Here is a 20223-nt window from a genome sequence, read left to right on the forward strand (position 1 = left end):
AGTTTTATTTAGGGGGCATGTTGTCCCCTGACCACATTCCATTCTAGCACTTTTCCTGTGGTTTGTCACTTGGAAATAGGGACTTGAAAATGTTTACATAGCAATTCCCAAGTCAGAAAAGAGCCCCAGAATATGGTATAATAGTAGTAAGAATGCAGTTGAAATGAGGCATAGAATGCAAGATAAAAACTTAGTGACGGTGAATCTGACCAACGAAATGAAAAGCTCATTCATTGACTATGCGATGAGTGTCATTGTTTCTCGTGCACTGCCAGATGTGCGTGACGGTCTTAAGCCGGTTCATCGCCGTATTTTGTATGGAATGAATGAATTGGGAATCACTCCTGACAAGCCCCATAAGAAATCTGCCCGTATCACGGGTGATGTTATGGGTAAATACCATCCGCATGGGGATGCTGCCATCTATGAGGCCATGGTCCGTATGGCCCAGTGGTGGAGCTATCGTCACATGCTGGTTGATGGTCACGGGAACTTTGGTTCCATGGACGGGGACGGTGCCGCTGCCCAGCGTTACACTGAAGCTCGGATGAGCAAGATTGCGTTAGAAATGCTGCGTGATATTAACAAAAATACCGTTAATTTCGCGGACAACTATGATTCCAGCGAGCGTGAGCCAGAGGTATTGCCAGCACGATTCCCCAACCTTTTGGTCAACGGGACGACAGGTATCGCCGTTGGTATGGCGACCAATATTCCGCCGCATAATCTGGGTGAAACCATTGACGCGGTCAAGCTGGTTATGGACAATCCAGAAGTCACCACTCGTGAAATTATGGAGGTTTTACCGGGGCCTGACTTTCCAACGGGAGCCCTGGTTATGGGTAAATCAGGTATTCACCGTGCTTACGAGACTGGTAAGGGATCGATTACCCTGCGCTCGCGCACGGAGATTGAAGAATATGGCAATGGCCGTGAGCGGATTGTCGTAACGGAATTTCCTTATATGGTCAATAAATCCAAGGTTCAAGAACATATCGTTCGCTTGGTGCAGGAAAAACGGATTGATGGTATTACCGCGGTCCGTGATGAGTCCAACCGTGAGGGTGTTCGATTCGTCATTGAGGTGCGTCGTGATGCCTCTGCCAACGTGATTTTGAACAATCTCTTCAAGCAGACCCAGCTCCAAACCAACTTTAGTTTCAACATGTTGGCTATTCAAAATGGTGTTCCGAAAATCCTTTCTGTTCGTCAGATTTTGGAATCCTATATCGAGCATCAAAAAGAAGTAGTAACCCGTCGGACCCAGTTTGACAAGGAGAAGGCTGAGGCACGTGCCCATATTTTAGAAGGCTTGCTGATTGCGCTGGATCATATTGACGAGGTTATTCGTATCATCCGCAATTCGGAAACGGATGCTATTGCCCAAGCAGAATTGATGGCCAAATTCAATCTTTCAGAGCGTCAGAGCCAGGCTATTCTGGATATGCGTCTCCGTCGTCTGACAGGATTGGAACGTGATAAGATTCAGTCTGAATATGATGAATTGATAGCTTTGATTGCTGATTTGGCGGATATTTTGGCCAAGCCAGAGCGTGTGATTCTCATCATCAAGGAAGAGCTGGACGAAGTGAAGCGCAAGTATGCGGATGAACGTCGGACAGAATTGATGGTCGGTGAGGTCTTGTCACTAGAAGACGAGGACTTGATTGAAGAGGCAGATGTCTTGATTACCTTGTCAAACCAGGGCTATATCAAGCGTTTGGCCCAGGATGAATTCCATGCTCAGAAACGTGGTGGACGCGGTGTTCAGGGGACAGGTGTCAAGGACGACGACTTTGTCCGTGAACTGGTGTCAACCAGCACCCATGACCGTCTGCTCTTCTTTACCAACAAAGGCCGTGTTTACCGTCTGAAAGGTTACGAAATTCCTGAATACGGTCGGACCGCCAAGGGCTTGCCAGTGGTCAATCTCCTCAAACTGGAGGAAAATGAGTCCATCCAGACCATTATCAATGTGACCAAGGAGCAGGAAGATGGCCATTATCTCTTCTTTGCGACTCGTCAGGGGATTGTCAAACGTACCAGCGTGTCCGAATTTGGCAATATCCGTCAAAATGGTCTCAAGGCTCTGAATTTGAAAGAAGATGATGAACTCATCAATGTTTTCTTGACAGATGGTCAGGCAGACGTCATTATGGGAACCAAGTTTGGCTATACTGTACGTTTTACGGAGACAGCTGTCCGCGGTATGAGCCGTATTGCAACGGGTGTCAAAGGGATTACCCTGCGAGACGGTGACCAGGTGGTCGGAGCGACCATGATTTCCGATGACCAGGAAGTTCTGGTGTTATCCGAGAAGGGCTTTGGTAAACGGACGCCTGCGAGTGAATATCCGACAAAAGGTCGTGGTGGTAAGGGAATTATCACCATGAAAGTGGCAGAAAAGAATGGTCCATTGGCTGGATTGATTACGGTGTCAGGCACTGAGGACATCATGGTGATTACTGATACAGGTGTCATTATTCGGACCAGCGTTGCCAATATTTCGCAAACAGGTCGTTCGACTATGGGTGTCAAGGTAATGAGACTGGATCAGGAAGCGAAAATCATGACCTTTGCACTGGTTGATGCCGCAGAAGGCGAAGAAAATACGGAAGAAGAGGATAAGTAATGACAAAGGATAAGAAAAGGAAAGCAAGACGGGGGTCATGGTTGAGAAATCTTGCAATAGGTCTCCTAATGCTCATCTCGCTAGCCTTGATTTTCAACACATCTATCCGCAATATGATGATTGCCTGGAACAGTAATAAGTATCAGGTAACCAAAGTATCCAAGGAAGAAATTGCTAGCAATAAAGAGGTGGACACTACATTTGATTTTGCTCAAGTAGAATCTATCTCTACTGAAGCTGTTATGAAGGCCCAGTGGGAAGCGCAGCAGCTGCCAGTTATTGGAGGGATTGCTATCCCAGATTTAAAGATTAACTTGCCAATTTTCAAAGGTCTTTCAAACGTTGCCCTCATGTATGGAGCGGGCACCATGAAAGAAACGCAAGAAATGGGTAAAGGCAACTATTCGCTAGCCAGCCACCATATTTTTGGTATGGCTGGAGCCAGTGAAACTCTCTTTTCTCCTCTTGAAAATGCTAAAGAGGGTATGAAGATTTATGTGACAGATAAAGAAAATATCTACATTTATAACGTTAGGAGTGTTCAGTCAGTCACACCAGAAAGTGTCTATGTAATTGAAGATACAGAAGGAAAAAATGAGATTACACTTGTAACCTGTGAAGATGCAGCTGCTACTATGAGAACGATTGTTCAAGGTGATCTAGAGTCTGTAATAGCTTATGATGATGCACCATCAGAAACACTGAAATATTTTGAGCAAACATATAATCAGGTTCAACTATAAATTGATTTGTCAAAAGGGTAGAATTTCTATCCTTTTTTCAATTTTTTTACGAACAGATAGGTGAGGAGGATTTTATGTATCAAATTGATTTTAAGGAAGAAGCACTGATGCCCCGTGAACGCTTGTTAGAATTGGGGCCGGAACGCCTGAGTAACCAGGAACTCCTGGCTATTTTCATCCGTACGGGTACAAAAAAGGAGCCGGTTTCAATCTTGTCCAACAATCTACACAATCAGCTGGAAAATCTGGCGGCTCTAAAGGATTTGTCTATTGAGGAATTGCAGAGCTTGACTGGGATTGGTCGGGTCAAGGCGATTGAGATAAAGGCCATGATTGAGCTTGGTAAGCGCATCAATCAGTCTGAGATTTTGCTCAACGATCGTATTTTGGGTAGTGAAAAACTGGGGCGTAAAATGATTCAGGAGATTGGACAGCAGAAGCAGGAGCATCTGGTCGCCCTCTATCTCAACACTCAGAATCAGGTCATCCACCAAAAAACAGTCTTTATCGGCAGTGTCAATCGCAGTATTGCAGAGCCCAGGGAGATTTTGCACTATGCAGTCAAGTGTATGGCGACCTCGATTATCATCGTTCACAATCATCCGTCAGGCTCTGTACAGCCGAGTAAAAACGATTTGCTCTTTACTGAAAATTTGAAGGATTCTTGTGAGACTTTGGGTCTGGTTCTCTTGGATCATCTGATTGTCGGGCAGAAGGACTATTATTCTTTCAGGGAAGAGAGTGAATTATTTTAGTATCAAAAAACAGGGTTAGTCGAAACTAACTCTGTTTTGCTCTCTTATTCGCCTTTTCTCATAAAATACAGGAGTGTTTGCAGTTCGCTGGTCAAATCCACATATTGGACAACCACATCTTTTGGTACAGAGAGGTTAACTGGTGAGAAGCTGAGGATTCCTTTGACACCGGACTCAACTAGCACATCAGCTACTTCCTGGGCTTTAACACTTGGGACGGTCAAGATGGCAGTTTGTGAATCAGCTTCGGCAATCCGTTCCTTCAATTCAGAAATGGCATAGATTGGAATAGATTCATCAACTGTGCCCACAGCTGGATTATCATCTGCTTCAAAAGCCATAACAATCTTCATTTTGTTTCGCTCGTGGAATTTATAGTGGAGTAGGGCACGTCCCATGTTACCAACCCCTATTAGCATAACGTTGGTGATGGAATTGTCATTTAAAATTTCAGCAAAAAATTCCATCAATTTTTGGACGTCATAGCCAAAACCACGGCGACCTAGTTCACCGAAATAAGAAAAATCACGGCGGACAGTTGCAGAGTCAATTCCGATAGCTTCTGCAATATCTTTTGAGCTAGCCTTTTCAATATTGCTAGCGTGGAATCGCTTGAAAATGCGGTAATATAAGGAAAGTCGCTTGGCCGTGGCCCGGGGGATGTCAGTGTTTTTAATGTTCTTCACTCTTTTCTCCTTCTAGCTGTAGGACACCGGTTACTGGTCAGATTGATTTCACAATCTTTTGTAAATCGTATCAAAAATTTGCAAGGGATTGCAAAATCGATAACATCACTATCAGCTTGTTTGTTAGTTCACTTCTTTCTTATATTTTAGTCTATGTTTGTGAAAAAATCAACAGATTGATTTGAAAAAAAGACCAAACAACTTGGTCTTTCTATAGGGTTTGAAAATAGCGATAGAGATCTCCGACAGTGCCTTGGAAGTCAAGAGCTTGTCCGTCCTTGAGAATGCGGGTAACAGGGTAATAATCTGGTAGGGTGACACAGCCTGCAAAGGCCAATTTAGCCTCATCCAGATTATCAAATTGTTGAACCCGTTCTAGTTTGTAGGCATCAGTGTAGTAGATTTCAATCATCTTAGGCCTCTTTTGTAAATATATCTCGGTCGACCAGGCTATCCATGAGGAAGTAGAATTTTTCCTGAATAACTGGATTGCTGCCTGGTTTGAAAATGTTAATCAAACGAAGACCAGACTTGTCTGTGATGTTGATTTTGAAACCAGTCAAATCTTGGTTGATGATAATTTTCAAGAGGAAACCTTGCCCAGAATTGGGAACTTCTTCTAGTAGGCGTTCCAGCTGATAGTGGCCAGCCTTGGTTTGCTCAAAGGTATTGTCACGCAGGGTGTATTTTTTGATACCCGAGCTGATATGATAGGTAAAGTTACAATCTTTTAAGCGTACAGTTTTTTCAAATGCCATTTTATCCTCCTATTATCTTGTGTAATTCAGTGATGAGTGCATCAATATCAGCAGTCGTATTGCTTTCTGAGAAACTGATGCGGATGGATTCTTTCAGTCGTGGAGAATCTTTTCCATACATAGCCTCAAGGACATGACTGTTTTGTACAACACCTGCTGTGCAGGCAGAACCACTTGAAACTGCGATTCCGGCTAGATCTAGGCGCATGAGCACCTGCTCATTGAGTTGACCAGGAAAGCCAAGATTGATGATATGAGGAAGGTGGTCGCCAGTTTGATTGATGTAGTAGTCGGTGTCGGCCAGGTGGTGGATGAGGTGTTCTTTTAGGGAAGTGATGTATTGAAGATCTTGGTCCCTTTTAGCAGTTTGCTCTTTGAGGGCTGTGGCCATCGCTACAATGGCAGGGAGGTTTTCTGTTCCTGCACGATGTTGATTTTCTTGCTTACCGCCATGTATGAGTGCATCAAATTTAGGCAATCTTGAATAGAGGAAACCAATACCTTTTGGGCCATGAAATTTATGGGCAGCAGCAGATAGGAAATCAATTCCCAGTTTTTCAGGCTGAACAGGCAATTTTCCCATGACCTGCACTGCATCAACATGGAAAACTGCCTGGTGGTCTGCTAGTAACTGTCCAATTTCTTGGATAGGGAGCAGTTGGCCAGTTTCATTATTGGCAAACATGCTGCTAACCAGAATGGTGTCTGGTCTAAGTGCATCTTTGATCTGCTGGGCTGTGATGATTTGGTCGATTGGCTGGATATAGGTCACTTCAAAGCCAAAGCGTTCCTCCAGATACTGCATGGTATGGAGGACTGCATGGTGTTCAATGGCAGTAGTGATAAGGTGTTTGCCCTTGTCCTGATGGGCCAGAGCATAGCCTTGAATGGCTAAATTATTGGCCTCAGAGCCTCCAGATGTGAAGATTAAGTTATCAGGACGGACCGACAAGATATCAGCTATATCCTGTCGTGCCTGTCTGAGAACCTGATTAGCCTTGCGACCAGCACCGTGGATGCTAGACGGATTGCCATAGATGTCTGCAGCGACTTCCGTCATCCGTTCTAGGGCAGCCGGTGACAGGGCAGTCGTAGCTGCATTATCTAAATAAATCAAGTGTAACTCCTAGTTTTATTTAAGTGGGCTGTTAAATTTGAAAAGTGGGCTCAATGGCTGGTGTTCTTGAATGCGGTGGATAGCGTCAGCAATCAAGTTGCTAGCCGTGATGAAAGCAATATTATTAGGATGTTGTTCCTTGCTGGCAACAGAGTCTGTGACCAAAATTTCCTTGATAGGAGAGTTGTCCAAGAGTTCCGCAGCAGTCCCAGCGAAAAGTCCATGACTGGCAACGGCGTAAATTTCAGTTGCACCACCGTCTTGAACAATTTTGGATGCTTGAGAGAAAGTGCGGCCTGTATTTAGAATATCGTCGACCAGGATGGCTTTCTTCCCAGCAACATCACCGATGATATAGCCTTCGGCACGTTCCGAATCGTCTTGGGCGTAGTCAATGATAGCAATCGGTGCATTCAAAAATTCTGCGATGTTACGAGCGCGCTTGATTCCTGAATTTTTGGGACTAACGATGACCACATCGTCGTTGCAGAGGCCTTTTTCCATGTAGTAGGACGCAAAGAGTGGCTCTGTCAGGAGATTATCCACTGGAATATCAAAGAAACCTTGAATCTGTGATGCGTGTAGGTCCAGGGTCAGAACGCGGTCGACACCGGCTTTTACCAACATATTTGCTACTAGTTTAGCAGTGATTGGTTCGCGTGGAGAGGCTGTGCGGTCTTGACGAGCGTAGCCAAAATACGGCATGACAGCGGTGATGGTGTTGGCAGAGGCACGCTTACAAGCGTCAATCATAATCAAGAGTTCCCACAAGTGATTGTTGACTGGGTAGCTAGTTGATTGGATGATATAGACATCAACACCACGGACTGATTCCTCAATGTTAATCTGGATTTCACCGTCAGAAAATTGACGTGAAGACATTTTTCCAAGAGGAATACCGGCTGATTCTGCAATTTTTTCAGCGATATCACGGTTACTGTTGAGCGAGAATAATTTAATGTTATGTTCACCAAGTGGTTGTACCATTTTGACTAACTCCTTTTTATAACCCTACTTTTTCATAAAAGCAATGAAACATAGATAGATTTATTTTACCAAAAAAACGGACAATTTTCAGTAGTAAAGTCAAAAATCAGCCTTATTGGGCTGATTTTATCTGGGCTGCGGTGCGGGCGACCTTGCTGCTGGCGTATTTGAATTGGATGGATTGTTTTTTTAGGTAGTCGTCAAAGAGGATTTTGCCTTCTTCGGCATCGGCTACTTCAACCTCTAGTTCATAATCATGAATGCCGGCATAGTCATTTTCATCCAGGGCCATGAGACCGATAGAGGTCTCTTTTTCATAGCGTTTGGTGGTCAAGCTACCCCAGACGGCTAGGTTATCAAGAGGGACATCGGTGGCTGAAATGATGTCAGTAATCTGTCCTTTTGGCAGTTGAAAATTGGTCAGCAATTGTCGTGCAGTATCGATGTCTAGAGCTTGATTGTATTCCTGATTGCCAATCTCCTGGGGAATTTTTAGGGTCAGCTCTGCCATGTCCTCAAAGGTCCGAATACGGAGGGAAAATCGGTTACTTTTCATATCTAAATCCGGCGTGTCTATGTAGTGATTGGTCTGCATGACAGGCTGGATATCTGCGAAATCGGGTAGCAGTCGAAGATATTCAGATTTGGTTAATAATGTTTTGTACTCAATTTCCAGATGGTTTTTCATACTGTAAACCCCTTTCATATGGTATAATAATCTTTGTGTTATTCTAATACAATTTATAGGATTTGACAAGAAAGGAGCCGTATGGAGTTTAATTGGGAAGAATTTTTAGACCCCTATATTCAGACTGTCGGGGAGTTGAAAATTAAGCTGCGTGGTATTCGAAAGCAGTACCGCAAGTTTAACCGCCATTCTCCCATTGAATTTGTGACGGGGCGGGTCAAGCCTATCGAGTCTATTCAGGAAAAGATGGCTCTGCGGCATATCAAGCTAGAAAATCTGGCCCAGGACATGCAGGATATTGCCGGTCTGAGGATCATGGTCCAGTTTGTGGATGACATTGAGGAGGTCTTGGCTATTTTGCGCAAGCGCAAGGACATGCAGATTGTCCATGAGCGGGACTATATCAAGTACATGAAAGCATCGGGCTATCGTTCCTATCATGTGGTCGTTGAGTATCCGGTGGATACGATCAATGGCAGCAAGACCGTCCTAGCAGAAATCCAGATTCGAACACTTTCTATGAACTTTTGGGCGACTATTGAACATTCGCTTAATTACAAGTATAAGGGAAATTTCCCTGAGGAAATCAAGAAACGGCTGGAAATTACAGCCAAGATTGCCTACGAACTAGACGAGGAGATGCGTAAAATCCGCAACGACATTCAGGAGGCTCAGGCTCTTTTTGACCCTGCCCACCGCAAGTTGAATGACGGTGTCGGAAATAGTGATGATTCAGATGAAGAATACAGATAGAAAAAAAATCGCTCTGCTCGCCAGCCGAAATCCCAAGAGTGAGGCGGTGTCCAAGGAACTTTGGACCAAGCTCAAAGAGGCGAATTTTATCCTGACACCCAAGAATCCAGATATTGTCATTTCTATTGGTGGAGATGGCATGCTCCTGTCGGCCTTTCATAAGTATGAGAAACTCATCGATAGGGTCCGCTTTGTCGGTATTCATACGGGGCATCTGGGTTTTTACACGGATTATCGGGATTTTGAAGTGGACAAGCTAGTAGAGAATTTGAAGTTGGACAGGGGAGCTCGTGTTTCCTATCCCATTCTTAATGTCAAGGTCAAACTCAATGATGGCCGGGTAATCACGGCGCGCGCCCTCAATGAGGCGACTATAAAGCGCCTGACCAAGACCATGGTGGCTGATATTATCATCAACCATGTTCCCTTCGAGCGTTTTCGTGGGGATGGCATATCGGTATCGACACCGACTGGCTCAACGGCCTACAATAAGTCGCTGGGGGGCGCTGTCCTTCATCCGACTATTGAGGCTCTGCAGATTGCAGAAGTGGCCAGTCTGAACAATCGGGTCTACCGGACGCTGGGGTCATCAGTCGTAGTACCGAAAAAGGACAAGATTGTTATCGAGCCCCAGCATGATGACCGCTATTCTATTGCAGTGGACAATAAGACCTATGTCTACGACAATATTAAGAGCATTGAATACCAGATTGACAATAGTAAAATCCATTTTGTCGCATCGCCCAGCCATACTAGCTTTTGGAATCGGGTCAAAGATGCCTTTATCGGCGAGGTGGAGTAATGCGGTTTGAATTTATAGCCGACCAGCACACCAAAATCAAGACCTTCCTGAAGAAACACGGGGTGTCCAAGGGATTGCTGGCTAAAATCAAGTACACTGGTGGTGCTATTTTGGTTAACGACCAGCCACAGAATGCTACTTACTTGCTTGATATTGGCGATAGAGTTACAATTGATATACCAGCTGAAGCGGATTTGACAGGTAGTTTGGAACCTATTTCCTTTCCCCTGGACATTGTCTACGAGGATGACCATTTTTTAGCTATCAATAAGCCGGTTGGCTATGCCTCCATTCCTAGCAGTCTTCATTCGTCGACCATTGCCAACTTTGTCAAGGGTTACTTGGTCGAGCAGGACTATGAAAACAAGCAGGTCCACATAGTGACTCGTCTGGATAGGGATACGTCTGGGGTCATGCTCTTTGCTAAGCACGGCTATGCCCATGCCCGCCTAGACAAGCAGTTGCAGGCCAAGCTGATTCACAAACGCTATTATGCCCTAGTTAAGGGGGGAGGTGTTTTGGAACAGGAAGGGGATATTATTGCTCCGATTGGTCGACCGGAAGATAGTATTATTACCCGTTGTGTGACTAAGACGGGTAAATATGCCCACACTTCCTATAAGGTGGTCCAGTCCTGGGGAGACATTCACCTGGTAGACATTCAGTTGCACACTGGTCGAACCCACCAGATTCGTGTCCATTTTTCCCACATTGGATTTCCTTTGCTTGGGGATGATATGTATGGTGGCAGTTTAGAATGTGGTATTCAACGTCAGGCCTTGCATTGTCACAATTTGGCTTTTGACAATCCTTTCTCAGCCCAAAGGATTGACTTGGAAGCTCCACTTCCAGACGATTTTCAGGCTGTTATTACATCGTTAACTAATAAATAATATTTAAAAGGAGAATTTAAATGGAAATTCGGAATTTATTTGGTGAAATGAAGCAAAAAATTGTAGGTAAAAAACTACGTATTGTTTTCCCAGAAGGTACAGATGAGCGCGTCGTGCGTGCAGCAGCTCGTTTGAAATTTGAAGGTTTGGTAGAGCCTATCATCCTTGGTGTGCCGGAAGATGTTCATACTTTGTTGACAGACTTTGGTTTCTCAAACCCTGGGATCACAGTTATTGATCCTAACAATTACGCAAACTTCGATGCCATGAAGCATGAATTTGTTACTCTTCGTAAAGGTAAAGTTGACGAAGAACAGGCCGATGAAATTTTGCGTGATGTCAACTACTTTGGTGTGATGTTGGTGCAAATGGGGTTAGCAGAAGGGATGGTTTCTGGTGCGATCCACTCAACAGCAGATACTGTACGTCCTGCCCTTCAAATTATTAAGACAAAACCAGGTGTAAAACGTACTTCAGGTGTCTTCTTGATGGTTAAAGACCAGCACAAGTTTGTCTTTGGAGACTGTGCAATTAACATTGAACCAGATGCAGAAACCTTGGCTGAGATTGCCATCCAATCAGCAGAAACGGCTAAGACATTTGGAATCGATCCAAAAGTGGCTATGATTTCATACTCAACAAAAGGGTCAGGTTCAGGTCCACGTGTTGATAAGGTAGTGGAAGCAACTCGCTTGGCTCAGGAACTTCGTCCAGATCTATTGATTGATGGAGAATTGCAGATGGATGCTGCCCTGGTTCCAGATACAGCTCGTTTGAAAGCACCTGGAAGTCCAGTAGCAGGTCAAGCCAATGTCTTTGTCTTCCCGGCTATTGAAGCAGGCAACATTACTTACAAAGTAGTTGAACGTCTTGGAGGCTACGAAGCGGTTGGTCCTGTTTTGCAAGGTTTGAACAAACCAGTAAATGACCTGTCTCGCGGTTGTAGTTCAGAAGACGTCTACAAACTAGGTATCATCACAGCAGCTCAGGCTGTAGACGCTTTGTAAGCTTATGACATTTATCCTACGATATGTCAGGGATTACCTGAAAGAAGTTACGCTGGCTCCTCTCTTCAAACTGTTGGAGGCCTGCTTTGAACTCCTTGTTCCCTTGGCTATTGCCCATATCGTTGATACAATTATTCCACATGGCAATCAGGGGGACCTGGTTGCTATGCTTTTACTCCTGACAGGGTTGGCAATTGTGGGAGTTCTAGTATCTATTTTAGGGCAATATTATTCAGCCAAGGCAGCAGTTGGGGTGACCAAGCAGTTGACAGAGGACCTGTTTGAAAAAGTCTTATCTTTGCCGCAAGCTAGTCAGGATACTTTGTCCCGCTCATCAATTTTGACGCGCTTGACCAGTGATACCTTGCAGATTCAAGCAGGAATCAATATTTTCTTGCGCCTGTTTCTACGGGCTCCGATTGTGGTCTTTGGTGCTCTCTTCATGGCCTTCTATATCAGTCCTAGCCTTTCTCTCTATTTTCTGGGGATGATTGCTGTTTTGCTGGTGATTGTGGCAGGTATTACGGCGGCTGTCAGCCGCTATCTCTTATCGATTCGTAGAGATTTGGACAGCTTGGTAGGGCAGGTGCGTGAAACGGTTACGGGCTGGCGGGTCATTCGTGCCTTTGGCCAGGTAGCGAGAGAAGTTGCTCATTTTCAAGCCCTCAATCTGGCCTATAAAAATAGACAGTTACAGGCTGGTTACTGGTCTAGCCTGCTGTCGCCACTGACTTTTCTGGTGGTTAATGCGACCTTGATGATTTTGATTTGGCAAGGAAATCTAGCCATTTCTAACAATCTGCTAGAGCAAGGGATGCTGGTTGCCCTAATCAATTATCTCCTGCAAATCTTGGCGGAGCTGGTCAAGATGGTCATGGTTGTCTCATCTATCAACCAGTCTTATATCGCTGGTCAACGGATTCAGGAAATTTTCAAGCAAGAATCCGAAGACCTGGAAGGCACTCTGCCAGTCCTGCAAGCCAATGACCCAGCTGATGTTTTTGCACTATACAAGCTGGATTTTGCCTATCCCAATGCTGCTGAACAGGCCCTGTCAGGAATTTCTATTCATATAAAGAAAGGCCAGTTTATCGGCATCATCGGTGGTACGGGTGCTGGTAAGACGACCTTGGTCAATCTCTTACAGGCCTTTTATCCGATGCCAGCTAGTCAATTGATGCACTTTATTGATGGAAAGAGTCCTGTGAATCTCAGAACCTGGCGGGCTAATTGTGCCACCGTTGCCCAGCAGGCCCAGCTCTTTGCTGGAACAGTCCGCTCAAATCTTACCTTGGGACTGGCTGATAGTTCCGAAGAACGCATTTGGTGGGCCCTGAAGATTGCTCAGGCGGATGGATTTGTGGCAGAAAAGGGCGGTTTGGATAGTCCTGTAGCAGCCTTTGGGAAGAATTTTTCCGGTGGACAACGGCAACGGCTGACCATTGCGCGTGCTCTCTTGAAAGAAGCACCTGTTTTGATTTTGGATGATGCGACGTCGGCCCTGGATTATCTGACAGAGAGCCGTCTCTTGCAGGCTATCAAGGAGGAATTGCCTGACCAAACCTTGATTATGGTGTCTCAACGGACCAATAGCCTGAAGACGGCGGATCAAATTTTGGTGCTGGACCAGGGACAGCAGGTGGGGCTAGGTCGTCATCAAGACTTGCTAGAAAGCTCTGCTATTTACCGTGAAATTGACCAATCCCAGCATGGAGAGGAGAGCAGCCATGAAGAAAACTAGTCTGCATCAATTGACGGGACTGGTCCTAAAACAGCCCATTCGTCTGACTCTGCTCTTGCTGGCGACACTGGCTCAGGTCCTTCTGACCGTCTATCTTCCTATCCTTATCGGTCAGGCAGTCGACGCGGTCTTGGTAGCAGATAGCCAGGTCTTGCTGGAGATTCTGTTGCAGATGTTTGTCGTCATTCTGGCCAATGGCCTGGTCCAGTGGTATCTGCCCTTGGTCACCAATCGCCTGGTCTATGAAATGGTGGCAGACTTGCGGGAGCAGGTCTATGTCAAATTGCACCAGTTGCCCCTTTCCTATCTGGATAGGCAGTCAACGGGGGACTTGGTTGCACGATTTTCCAGTGATAGTGAACAGCTGACTAACGGTCTTTTGATGGTCTTCAACCAGTTTTTCGCTGGAATTTTGACCATTCTCTTGACCATTTTTACCATGGCAGGTTTGGATCTTGTCATGATGCTTTTGGTTGTTGCCTTGACCCCACTGTCTCTTTTTGTGGCGCGTTTTATTGCAAAGAAGAGCTATACTTACTACAGTCGCCAGACCCAGGCGCGTGGGCAGCAAGCTCAGCTCTTAGAGGAGACCATTAGCCAGCTCAGTCTGGTGCAGGCCTTCAATGCCCAAGACCAGTTTAAGAAGCAGTTCCAGCAGGTCAATGGCGACTACGCTCATTATTTGCAGAAAGCAATATTTGCTTCGTCTACGGTTAATCCGACTACCCGATTTGTCAATGCCTTGATTTATGCGCTTTTGACAGGTCTTGGAGCACTTCGCATCATGCAGGGGACCTTTACAGTCGGCTCTCTGACCACCTTTCTCAACTATGCCAGCCAGTACAGCAAGCCTTTTAACGATATTTCTTCTGTCCTATCGGAATTGCAGAGCGCTTTAGCTTGTGCAGACAGGCTCTTTGCCCTTGTTAATCTAGCTAGCGAAGAGGATAGGGCAGAGCGGACAATTGACTCGGATCAGTTGCAGGGGGCTATTTCCTTTGAAAATGTATCTTTCTCTTATCAGCCTGAAAAATCGCTCATTGAGGACCTGACGATTGATGTTACCTCTGGTCAAAAGGTGGCTATCGTTGGTCCGACTGGCGCAGGGAAATCGACCATGATTAATCTGCTCATGCGTTTTTACGATGTCAATGCTGGCCAGATTGTCCTGGACGGTGTGCCTATTTCCCAATACAGCCGAGAGGATTTGCGGCGGCAGATTGGCATGGTTCTCCAAGAAACCTGGATAAAATCAGGAACTATCCATGAAAATATTGCCTATGGATATCCTCATGCGACTAGGGAATGGGTTATCGAGGTGGCCAAGGCAGCCAATGCGGATTTCTTTATTCGTCAATTGCCCCAAGGTTATGATACTGTCCTGACAGATGGTGGCGCCTCTCTATCACAGGGTCAACGGCAATTGCTGTCGATTGCGCGCGTTTTTGTCAAAATCCCTAAAATCTTAATTTTGGATGAGGCGACCTCGTCGATTGACACACGGACGGAGTTATTGGTTCAAGAAGCCTTTGCCAAATTGATGCAGGGACGGACCAGCTTTATCATTGCCCATCGCCTATCAACCATCCAATCAGCTGACTTGATTTTGGTCATAGTAGATGGAAAAATTGTCGAACAAGGCAATCATAGGGAATTGATGGATGCGCAAGGTTTTTATTACCAGATGCAGATGAGCCAGCAGGCTGCTGAACAGTAGGTAAGTAACATTTCATTCTACAGACAGGGAGTTAGTAACAGCTAGCTCCCTGTCTTTGTGCTATACTAGAATTATGTTAGATTTGAAAGAATATGGAATTGACATGTGGTCAGAAGAGAAGATTGTCGCCTTTCGCAAGGCTCTTCTTGATTGGTATGATGAGCACAAACGAGACCTGCCTTGGCGACGAACATCGGATCCCTACGCCATTTGGGTGTCGGAGATTATGTTGCAACAGACGCGTGTGGATACGGTTATTCCTTACTATGAGCGCTTTCTCCACCATCTGCCGACTATCAGAGACTTGGCAGAGGCACCGGAAGAAGTCATTCTCAAATTGTGGGAAGGGTTGGGCTATTATTCTCGTGTCCGCAATATGCAAAAAGCGGCCCAAGATATGGTTGAACGGTTCGATGGTTCCTTTCCCAAGACACACGCAGAAATTTCCAGTCTAAAAGGCATTGGTCCCTACACAGCTGGTGCTATTTCTAGCATTGCCTTCGGTTTGCCGGAGCCTGCGGTAGACGGCAACGTCATGCGCGTGCTCAGCCGTTTGTTTGAAGTGGATTATGACATTGGTCTCCCTGCGAATCGCAAGATTTTTCAAGCCATGATGGACATCTTGATTGACCCAGCTAGACCGGGAGACTTTAATCAAGCCCTGATGGATTTGGGTTCAGATATTGAGGCGCCTGCCAATCCACGGCCAGAAGAAAGTCCCGTGAAGGACTTTAGTGCAGCCTATCTCAATGGCACAATGGACAAATATCCTATCAAGGTACCCAAGAAAAAGCCTGTCCCAGTCGCCTATCAAGGCTTTCTCATTCGCAATCAGGATAATCAATTTCTCCTTGAGAAAAATACCGACGCTGGACTCTTATCAGGATTTTGGTCTTTTCCGCTTTTGGAAAAAGGGGCTATCCTAGCCAAACAAGTTTCCTTGTTTGAAGTGGCAGAAGAGCCGGAGCAGCCTGATATGAAGCTGCGCTTTACAGAAGAATATGGTCTGACTATTGACTGGCAGGAGCAAGAATTTGAGACCATTCAGCATATTTTCAGCCACCGCAAATGGCAGATTGAGTTGATAGAAGGAGTGGCAAGTCAGTCGGAATTACCAGCTAATCGTGAATTAAAATGGGTTTCGGTTGAAGATTTTCATACCTATCCCTTTGCCAAGCCACAGCAGAAAATGTGGGATGAATTTAACAAAAATTTTAAAAAATAAGTTTGTTTTTTGCACACAATTATTTGAATTTATTTTGAAAAAGTGTTATATTAACATTGTAGATAGAAAGATGATTTCATTTATTCTTTCGCAAACTAGCTATTGCCCCCTAAGGCAGTAACTAGAGGAAGGTCTGCTTCAGTTCCACCCATCTATTTATGATATTCTTTATTCACAACCTTATTTTCATTGGCTTGCTGCCCGTTCAAACTTGGGAAATACCGACCTGGTATTTCCAGAGAAGATCGTCAGTCATTGATTGATTTTCGGATATTATATTTAGAACACTGTAAAAAATAAAGCAATCTCCACACTTTAGACAATTGAAAATTAATAGAAAATGGGTAGCAATCGAAGCATATTAGTTTTTAATCATTAACTTCTGGAGTCGGACCTTCCTGATAATAACCACTAACCGAGTTTCAAACGAAGCTCGGTTTTTGAGTTTATAGGTTCTTCCAACCACAAGTCATTGATTGGGTTAGTGACCGAGCAGAAGCGGTTGTGATAGTGATTGGATGAATGAATTTCTACACCAATTGTCAGAAGCTTATCAGATGACTACATTATTCTAGTCATGGACAATGCCATCTGGCATAAATCTCAGACATTGAATATCCCTGAGAATATAGAATTTACCTTTATTCCACCTTACACACCAGAGATGAACCCTATTGAGCAAGTCTGGGCCGAAATCCGCAAACGTGGTTTCAAGAATAAGATATTTAGAAGCTTGAATGAGGTTATTGATAAACTTCAAGAGGTTATTCAAAACCTATCTCCTTCTCAACTCAAATCAATTGTACGTAGAGATTGGAGTTTGGCTATTTTTGATTTTAGTTGAGTATAAATATGTCCATAGTGATGACTTTAACACGATTTCTAGCTTGTCTGGAATAGCGCAGGAAGTGATTTCTGATTGTGGCTTGTGTGCGTCCGTCAAGGATTGTAATGACCTTTAGCAAGTCAAAATCCTGAGCGATGAAACTCATTTTTCCTTTCTTGAAACCAGCTCATATTTTCAGGCAACCAATTCCAGTCGGTTTTAAATTGGAACTCATTTAGCTTACGAATGACAGTTGAGGTAGAGAGAGGGCAAGACGCTTAGCGATGTCGGTCATAGACTGTTTTTCAATGAGAGGTTGAGCTATTTTCTGGTGAACAATGGTTGAGATTTGGTGGTTTTTCTAGATCAGAGAGGTTTCTGCGACAGCCATTTTTCCGCAATTTTTACAGCGGAAACGGCGCTTTCTCAAGCGGATAAGCAGAGGGTATCCAGCAGATTCTAAGTAGGGAGTTTTAGAGGTTTTCTGGAAATCGTATTTAGTCATTTGACCATGACAAGAGTGGTATTTAGGAGCTGAATAATCCAGTTTGGCAAGAATTTCCTTGTGAGAAGTGCAGTCCTCATAATCCAAAATAGTGATGTTGGGGTCTTTCGTTCCCAGTAAGTTTGTGATACTATCCTCGCTTTATTATTTCTGGGCTCGGGGATAAACAGTCACTTCCCTGACTATTTATCTATTCCATATGATTCCTTTTTAATGATGGTTTAGACGCTTTTCATTTTAGGTCATGTGGGACTTTTTTTCTATACTCAAAAAGGCTCCATAATCTCCATAGGGGATTTACCCACTACAGTCTTATAGAGCCCAGTTTTGTGGGTGGTTTTTGGTGTGTAGTAACGGGATGTCAATTTATTCATTCAGAAAATATAGAGCGTTTTCATTTTTTGTGATATAATAATCATAGTAAAAAGTGAGGAAAAGCCAATGACAGAGATTGATTATGGAAAAGTTACCGGTCTAGTTCATTCTACCGAAAGTTTTGGTTCAGTTGATGGACCTGGTGTTCGCTTTGTGGTCTTCATGCAAGGCTGTCACATGCGTTGCCAGTATTGTCACAATCCTGATACCTGGGATTTGGTTAACCCGGCAGCAACCGAGCGTACTGCTGAGGATGTCCTAAAAGAAGCTCTGCGTTTTCGGATGTTCTGGGGCAAGGAAGGGGGGATTACGGTGTCTGGTGGTGAAGCGACCATTCAGATTGATTTCTTGATTGCTCTCTTTACCCTGGCAAAAGAAAAAGGCATCCATACGACTTTAGATACCTGTGCCCTGACCTTCCGTTCGACTGAGCGTTATTTGGAAAAATACAACCGTCTCATGGAAGTGACCGACTTGGTGCTCTTAGATATCAAGGAAATCAATCCTGACCAGCATCGTATTGTTACAGGTCATAGTAATAAAACTATTTTAGAGTGTGCTCGTTACCTATCGGATATTGGCAAGCCTGTTTGGATTCGACATGTCTTGGTACCTGGATTGACAGACCGAGATGAGGACCTGGTTGAGTTGGGCAAATTTGTTAAAACCTTGAACAATGTCGAGCGCTTTGAAGTTCTGCCTTATCACAATTTAGGTGAATTTAAGTGGAGAGAGTTGGGGAGACCTTACCCGCTGGAGGGGACAAAACCGCCGACTAGGGCGCGTGTGGAAAATGCAAAGACCTTGATGGAGACGGAGTCTTATCAGGATTATTTGAATCGGATTAGAGGATGATTGAGAAAGATAGTTTTATTCAGAACAAAGAAAACTTCGCTATATTTTCTGTGGTTAGCCTTCTTTTGATGACCTTGCTGAGTGGTTGGATTGTTTTTGATAAGATGGAATCCCCAGCTGTTGATAGTGGTCTGACACAGAAGCAGAGGACTATCAATCAAATGATGGAAGGTATGACTATAGAGGATAAGATTGGTCAATTATTTTTAGGGCATATTCCTGAGCAAGAGGCTGAACAGATTGTTGGGGCCTATTATCTAGGAGGTTATATGCTGGAATCCAAAGATGTAGAAGGTAAGTCGCTGAGTCAGCTAAAAAAAGACTTGGCAAGCTATCAAAAAGCCTCCAATATCCCCTTGCTTTTGGCTTCCAATGAGGAGGGAGGAGCTGTTAGTCAAATTAGTCCAATCTTGAAAGAACCTTTTGCATCACCGATGGAAATGTATGATGAGGGAGGTTTGGATGCTGTCCTGGAGGGAGCAAAATCCAAGGTTTCGGTTCTAAAGGATTTAGGTATTTCAGCGGGCTTTTTCCCGATTGCTGATGTTGTAACCAATCCCAGTTCACCCATTTATGAACGGACACTAGGCCAGGATGCCATGACAACATCTGACTACGTTCGTGAGGTCGTCACATTGCTCAAGGAAGAAAATTTTCTATCTACCTTGAAGCATTTCCCTGGTTCGAGTGAGACGGGTGATGCGATTACGGGGCTGGTCTATGATGACCGTCCTGTAGATGAATTGAGAAAGCAGGATTTCTTACCGTTTGAGGCAGGGATTGAAGCAGGAGCGGACTCAGTCATGGTCAGTCACATTATTCTGACTGCTGTTTCGGACCAACCGTCTTCTATATCACCTGAGGTGATGGCTATTTTACGTCAGGAGCTGGGCTTTGAAGGGGTTATTTTGACAGATGATTTTGATAAATTGGGTTTGTCAGAATTTCTTGATCAAAATGAAGCAGCCCTTCAGGCAATCGAGGCGGGGGCTGATATGATTTTGTCTTCTAACTTTACGAGTCAGATTCCCTATCTTTTGGACCAGGTAAAAAGAGGAAAACTAAGCGAGGACCGCATTGAGCAATCAGTGGAACGGATTTTGGGGATGAAATACGATTTAGGTTTGATAAAATAAAAGAGGTTAGGTATCTGTCGAA

General features: G+C 44.5%; 18 protein-coding genes and 2 pseudogenes. 13 read left to right on the forward strand and 7 right to left on the reverse strand.

Features of this window, described 5'->3' with window-relative positions:
* Nucleotides 1-175 precede the first annotated feature (175 nt).
* The 3 genes from gyrA (at nt 176) to radC (ending at nt 4130) form a co-directional block, all read left to right on the forward strand.
* On the forward strand, nt 176-2632 hold the full coding sequence (gene gyrA, locus ACHBGV_RS03475) for a DNA gyrase subunit A (RefSeq protein ID WP_394735641.1): 2457 nt from the start codon (nt 176-178) through the stop codon (nt 2630-2632).
* Entirely contained in the window at nt 2632-3375 is a 744-nt protein-coding gene (locus tag ACHBGV_RS03480; RefSeq protein WP_394735642.1) for a class A sortase, read from the forward strand. Before gyrA ends, ACHBGV_RS03480 begins: the two co-directional genes overlap by 1 nt.
* Nucleotides 3376-3449: 74 nt before the next feature.
* The gene (gene radC, locus ACHBGV_RS03485; protein WP_105122590.1) at nt 3450-4130 is read left to right on the forward strand and encodes a DNA repair protein RadC; all 681 of its coding nucleotides are present in this window, start codon (nt 3450-3452) and stop codon (nt 4128-4130) included.
* 44 nt (nt 4131-4174) lie between these two features.
* On the opposite strand, the gene ACHBGV_RS03490 is transcribed toward radC, so the two are convergent.
* From ACHBGV_RS03490 to ACHBGV_RS03515, 6 genes are all read right to left on the reverse strand, one after another.
* Nucleotides 4175-4816 carry a redox-sensing transcriptional repressor Rex gene (locus ACHBGV_RS03490; RefSeq protein ID WP_105161138.1) on the reverse strand — a complete coding sequence of 214 codons (642 nt, stop codon included), beginning with the start codon at nt 4814-4816 and terminating at the stop codon, nt 4175-4177.
* A gap of 211 nt (nt 4817-5027) precedes the next feature.
* Nucleotides 5028-5228, reverse strand: a complete 201-nt coding sequence (locus tag ACHBGV_RS03495) for a DUF4649 family protein (RefSeq protein WP_105110631.1) — start codon at nt 5226-5228, stop codon at nt 5028-5030.
* 1 nt (nt 5229) lies between these two features.
* The gene (locus ACHBGV_RS03500; RefSeq protein ID WP_105110632.1) at nt 5230-5574 is read right to left on the reverse strand and encodes a DUF1831 domain-containing protein; all 345 of its coding nucleotides are present in this window, start codon (nt 5572-5574) and stop codon (nt 5230-5232) included.
* 1 nt (nt 5575) lies between these two features.
* Nucleotides 5576-6691, reverse strand: coding sequence for a cysteine desulfurase family protein (locus ACHBGV_RS03505; protein WP_394735643.1), 1116 nt, complete (start codon nt 6689-6691; stop codon nt 5576-5578).
* A gap of 15 nt (nt 6692-6706) precedes the next feature.
* Nucleotides 6707-7678 (reverse strand): ribose-phosphate diphosphokinase, encoded by a 972-nt coding sequence (locus ACHBGV_RS03510; protein WP_172059332.1) that lies wholly within the window; start codon nt 7676-7678, stop codon nt 6707-6709.
* A gap of 112 nt (nt 7679-7790) precedes the next feature.
* A complete protein-coding gene (locus ACHBGV_RS03515) occupies nt 7791-8366 on the reverse strand; it encodes a CYTH domain-containing protein (RefSeq protein ID WP_105161139.1) in 576 nt (191 codons plus the stop codon).
* A gap of 81 nt (nt 8367-8447) precedes the next feature.
* On the opposite strand from ACHBGV_RS03515, the gene ACHBGV_RS03520 reads away from it, so the two are divergent.
* The 8 genes and pseudogenes from ACHBGV_RS03520 to ACHBGV_RS03555 form a co-directional block, all read left to right on the forward strand.
* Nucleotides 8448-9119 carry a GTP pyrophosphokinase family protein gene (locus ACHBGV_RS03520; protein WP_105110636.1) on the forward strand — a complete coding sequence of 224 codons (672 nt, stop codon included), beginning with the start codon at nt 8448-8450 and terminating at the stop codon, nt 9117-9119.
* The gene (locus ACHBGV_RS03525) at nt 9103-9921 is read left to right on the forward strand and encodes an NAD kinase (RefSeq protein ID WP_105110661.1); all 819 of its coding nucleotides are present in this window, start codon (nt 9103-9105) and stop codon (nt 9919-9921) included. The genes ACHBGV_RS03520 and ACHBGV_RS03525 overlap by 17 nt, the downstream gene beginning before the upstream one ends.
* Complete coding sequence (locus tag ACHBGV_RS03530; protein ID WP_394735644.1) at nt 9921-10814, forward strand: RluA family pseudouridine synthase; 894 nt, start codon at nt 9921-9923, stop codon at nt 10812-10814. Before ACHBGV_RS03525 ends, ACHBGV_RS03530 begins: the two co-directional genes overlap by 1 nt.
* 20 nt (nt 10815-10834) lie before the next feature.
* Entirely contained in the window at nt 10835-11821 is a 987-nt protein-coding gene (gene pta / locus ACHBGV_RS03535; protein WP_125265836.1) for a phosphate acetyltransferase, read from the forward strand.
* Nucleotides 11822-11825: 4 nt separating this feature from the next.
* Nucleotides 11826-13562, forward strand: coding sequence for an ABC transporter ATP-binding protein (locus ACHBGV_RS03540; RefSeq protein ID WP_394735645.1), 1737 nt, complete (start codon nt 11826-11828; stop codon nt 13560-13562).
* A complete protein-coding gene (locus tag ACHBGV_RS03545; protein WP_394735646.1) occupies nt 13531-15279 on the forward strand; it encodes an ABC transporter ATP-binding protein in 1749 nt (582 codons plus the stop codon). Before ACHBGV_RS03540 ends, ACHBGV_RS03545 begins: the two co-directional genes overlap by 32 nt.
* A gap of 73 nt (nt 15280-15352) precedes the next feature.
* A complete protein-coding gene (gene mutY, locus ACHBGV_RS03550; RefSeq protein WP_172059328.1) occupies nt 15353-16504 on the forward strand; it encodes an A/G-specific adenine glycosylase in 1152 nt (383 codons plus the stop codon).
* Between the two features lie 500 nt (nt 16505-17004).
* Nucleotides 17005-17348, forward strand: a pseudogene (locus tag ACHBGV_RS03555) (transposase); the annotation flags it as partial.
* A gap of 4 nt (nt 17349-17352) precedes the next feature.
* On the opposite strand, the pseudogene ACHBGV_RS03560 reads toward ACHBGV_RS03555, so the two are convergent.
* Nucleotides 17353-17964: pseudogene (locus ACHBGV_RS03560) on the reverse strand (helix-turn-helix domain-containing protein); the annotation flags it as partial.
* A gap of 312 nt (nt 17965-18276) precedes the next feature.
* On the opposite strand from ACHBGV_RS03560, the gene pflA reads away from it, so the two are divergent.
* Together pflA and ACHBGV_RS03570 are read left to right on the forward strand one after the other, a co-directional pair.
* Nucleotides 18277-19065, forward strand: a complete 789-nt coding sequence (gene pflA, locus ACHBGV_RS03565; protein ID WP_105110643.1) for a pyruvate formate-lyase-activating protein — start codon at nt 18277-18279, stop codon at nt 19063-19065.
* The gene (locus ACHBGV_RS03570) at nt 19062-20201 is read left to right on the forward strand and encodes a glycoside hydrolase family 3 N-terminal domain-containing protein (protein ID WP_394735647.1); all 1140 of its coding nucleotides are present in this window, start codon (nt 19062-19064) and stop codon (nt 20199-20201) included. The genes pflA and ACHBGV_RS03570 overlap by 4 nt, the downstream gene beginning before the upstream one ends.
* The last annotated feature ends 22 nt before the right edge of the window (nt 20202-20223 follow it).

The sequence above is a fragment of the Streptococcus sp. A34 genome (assembly GCF_043674115.1).
GTDB lineage: Bacteria > Bacillota > Bacilli > Lactobacillales > Streptococcaceae > Streptococcus > Streptococcus suis_V.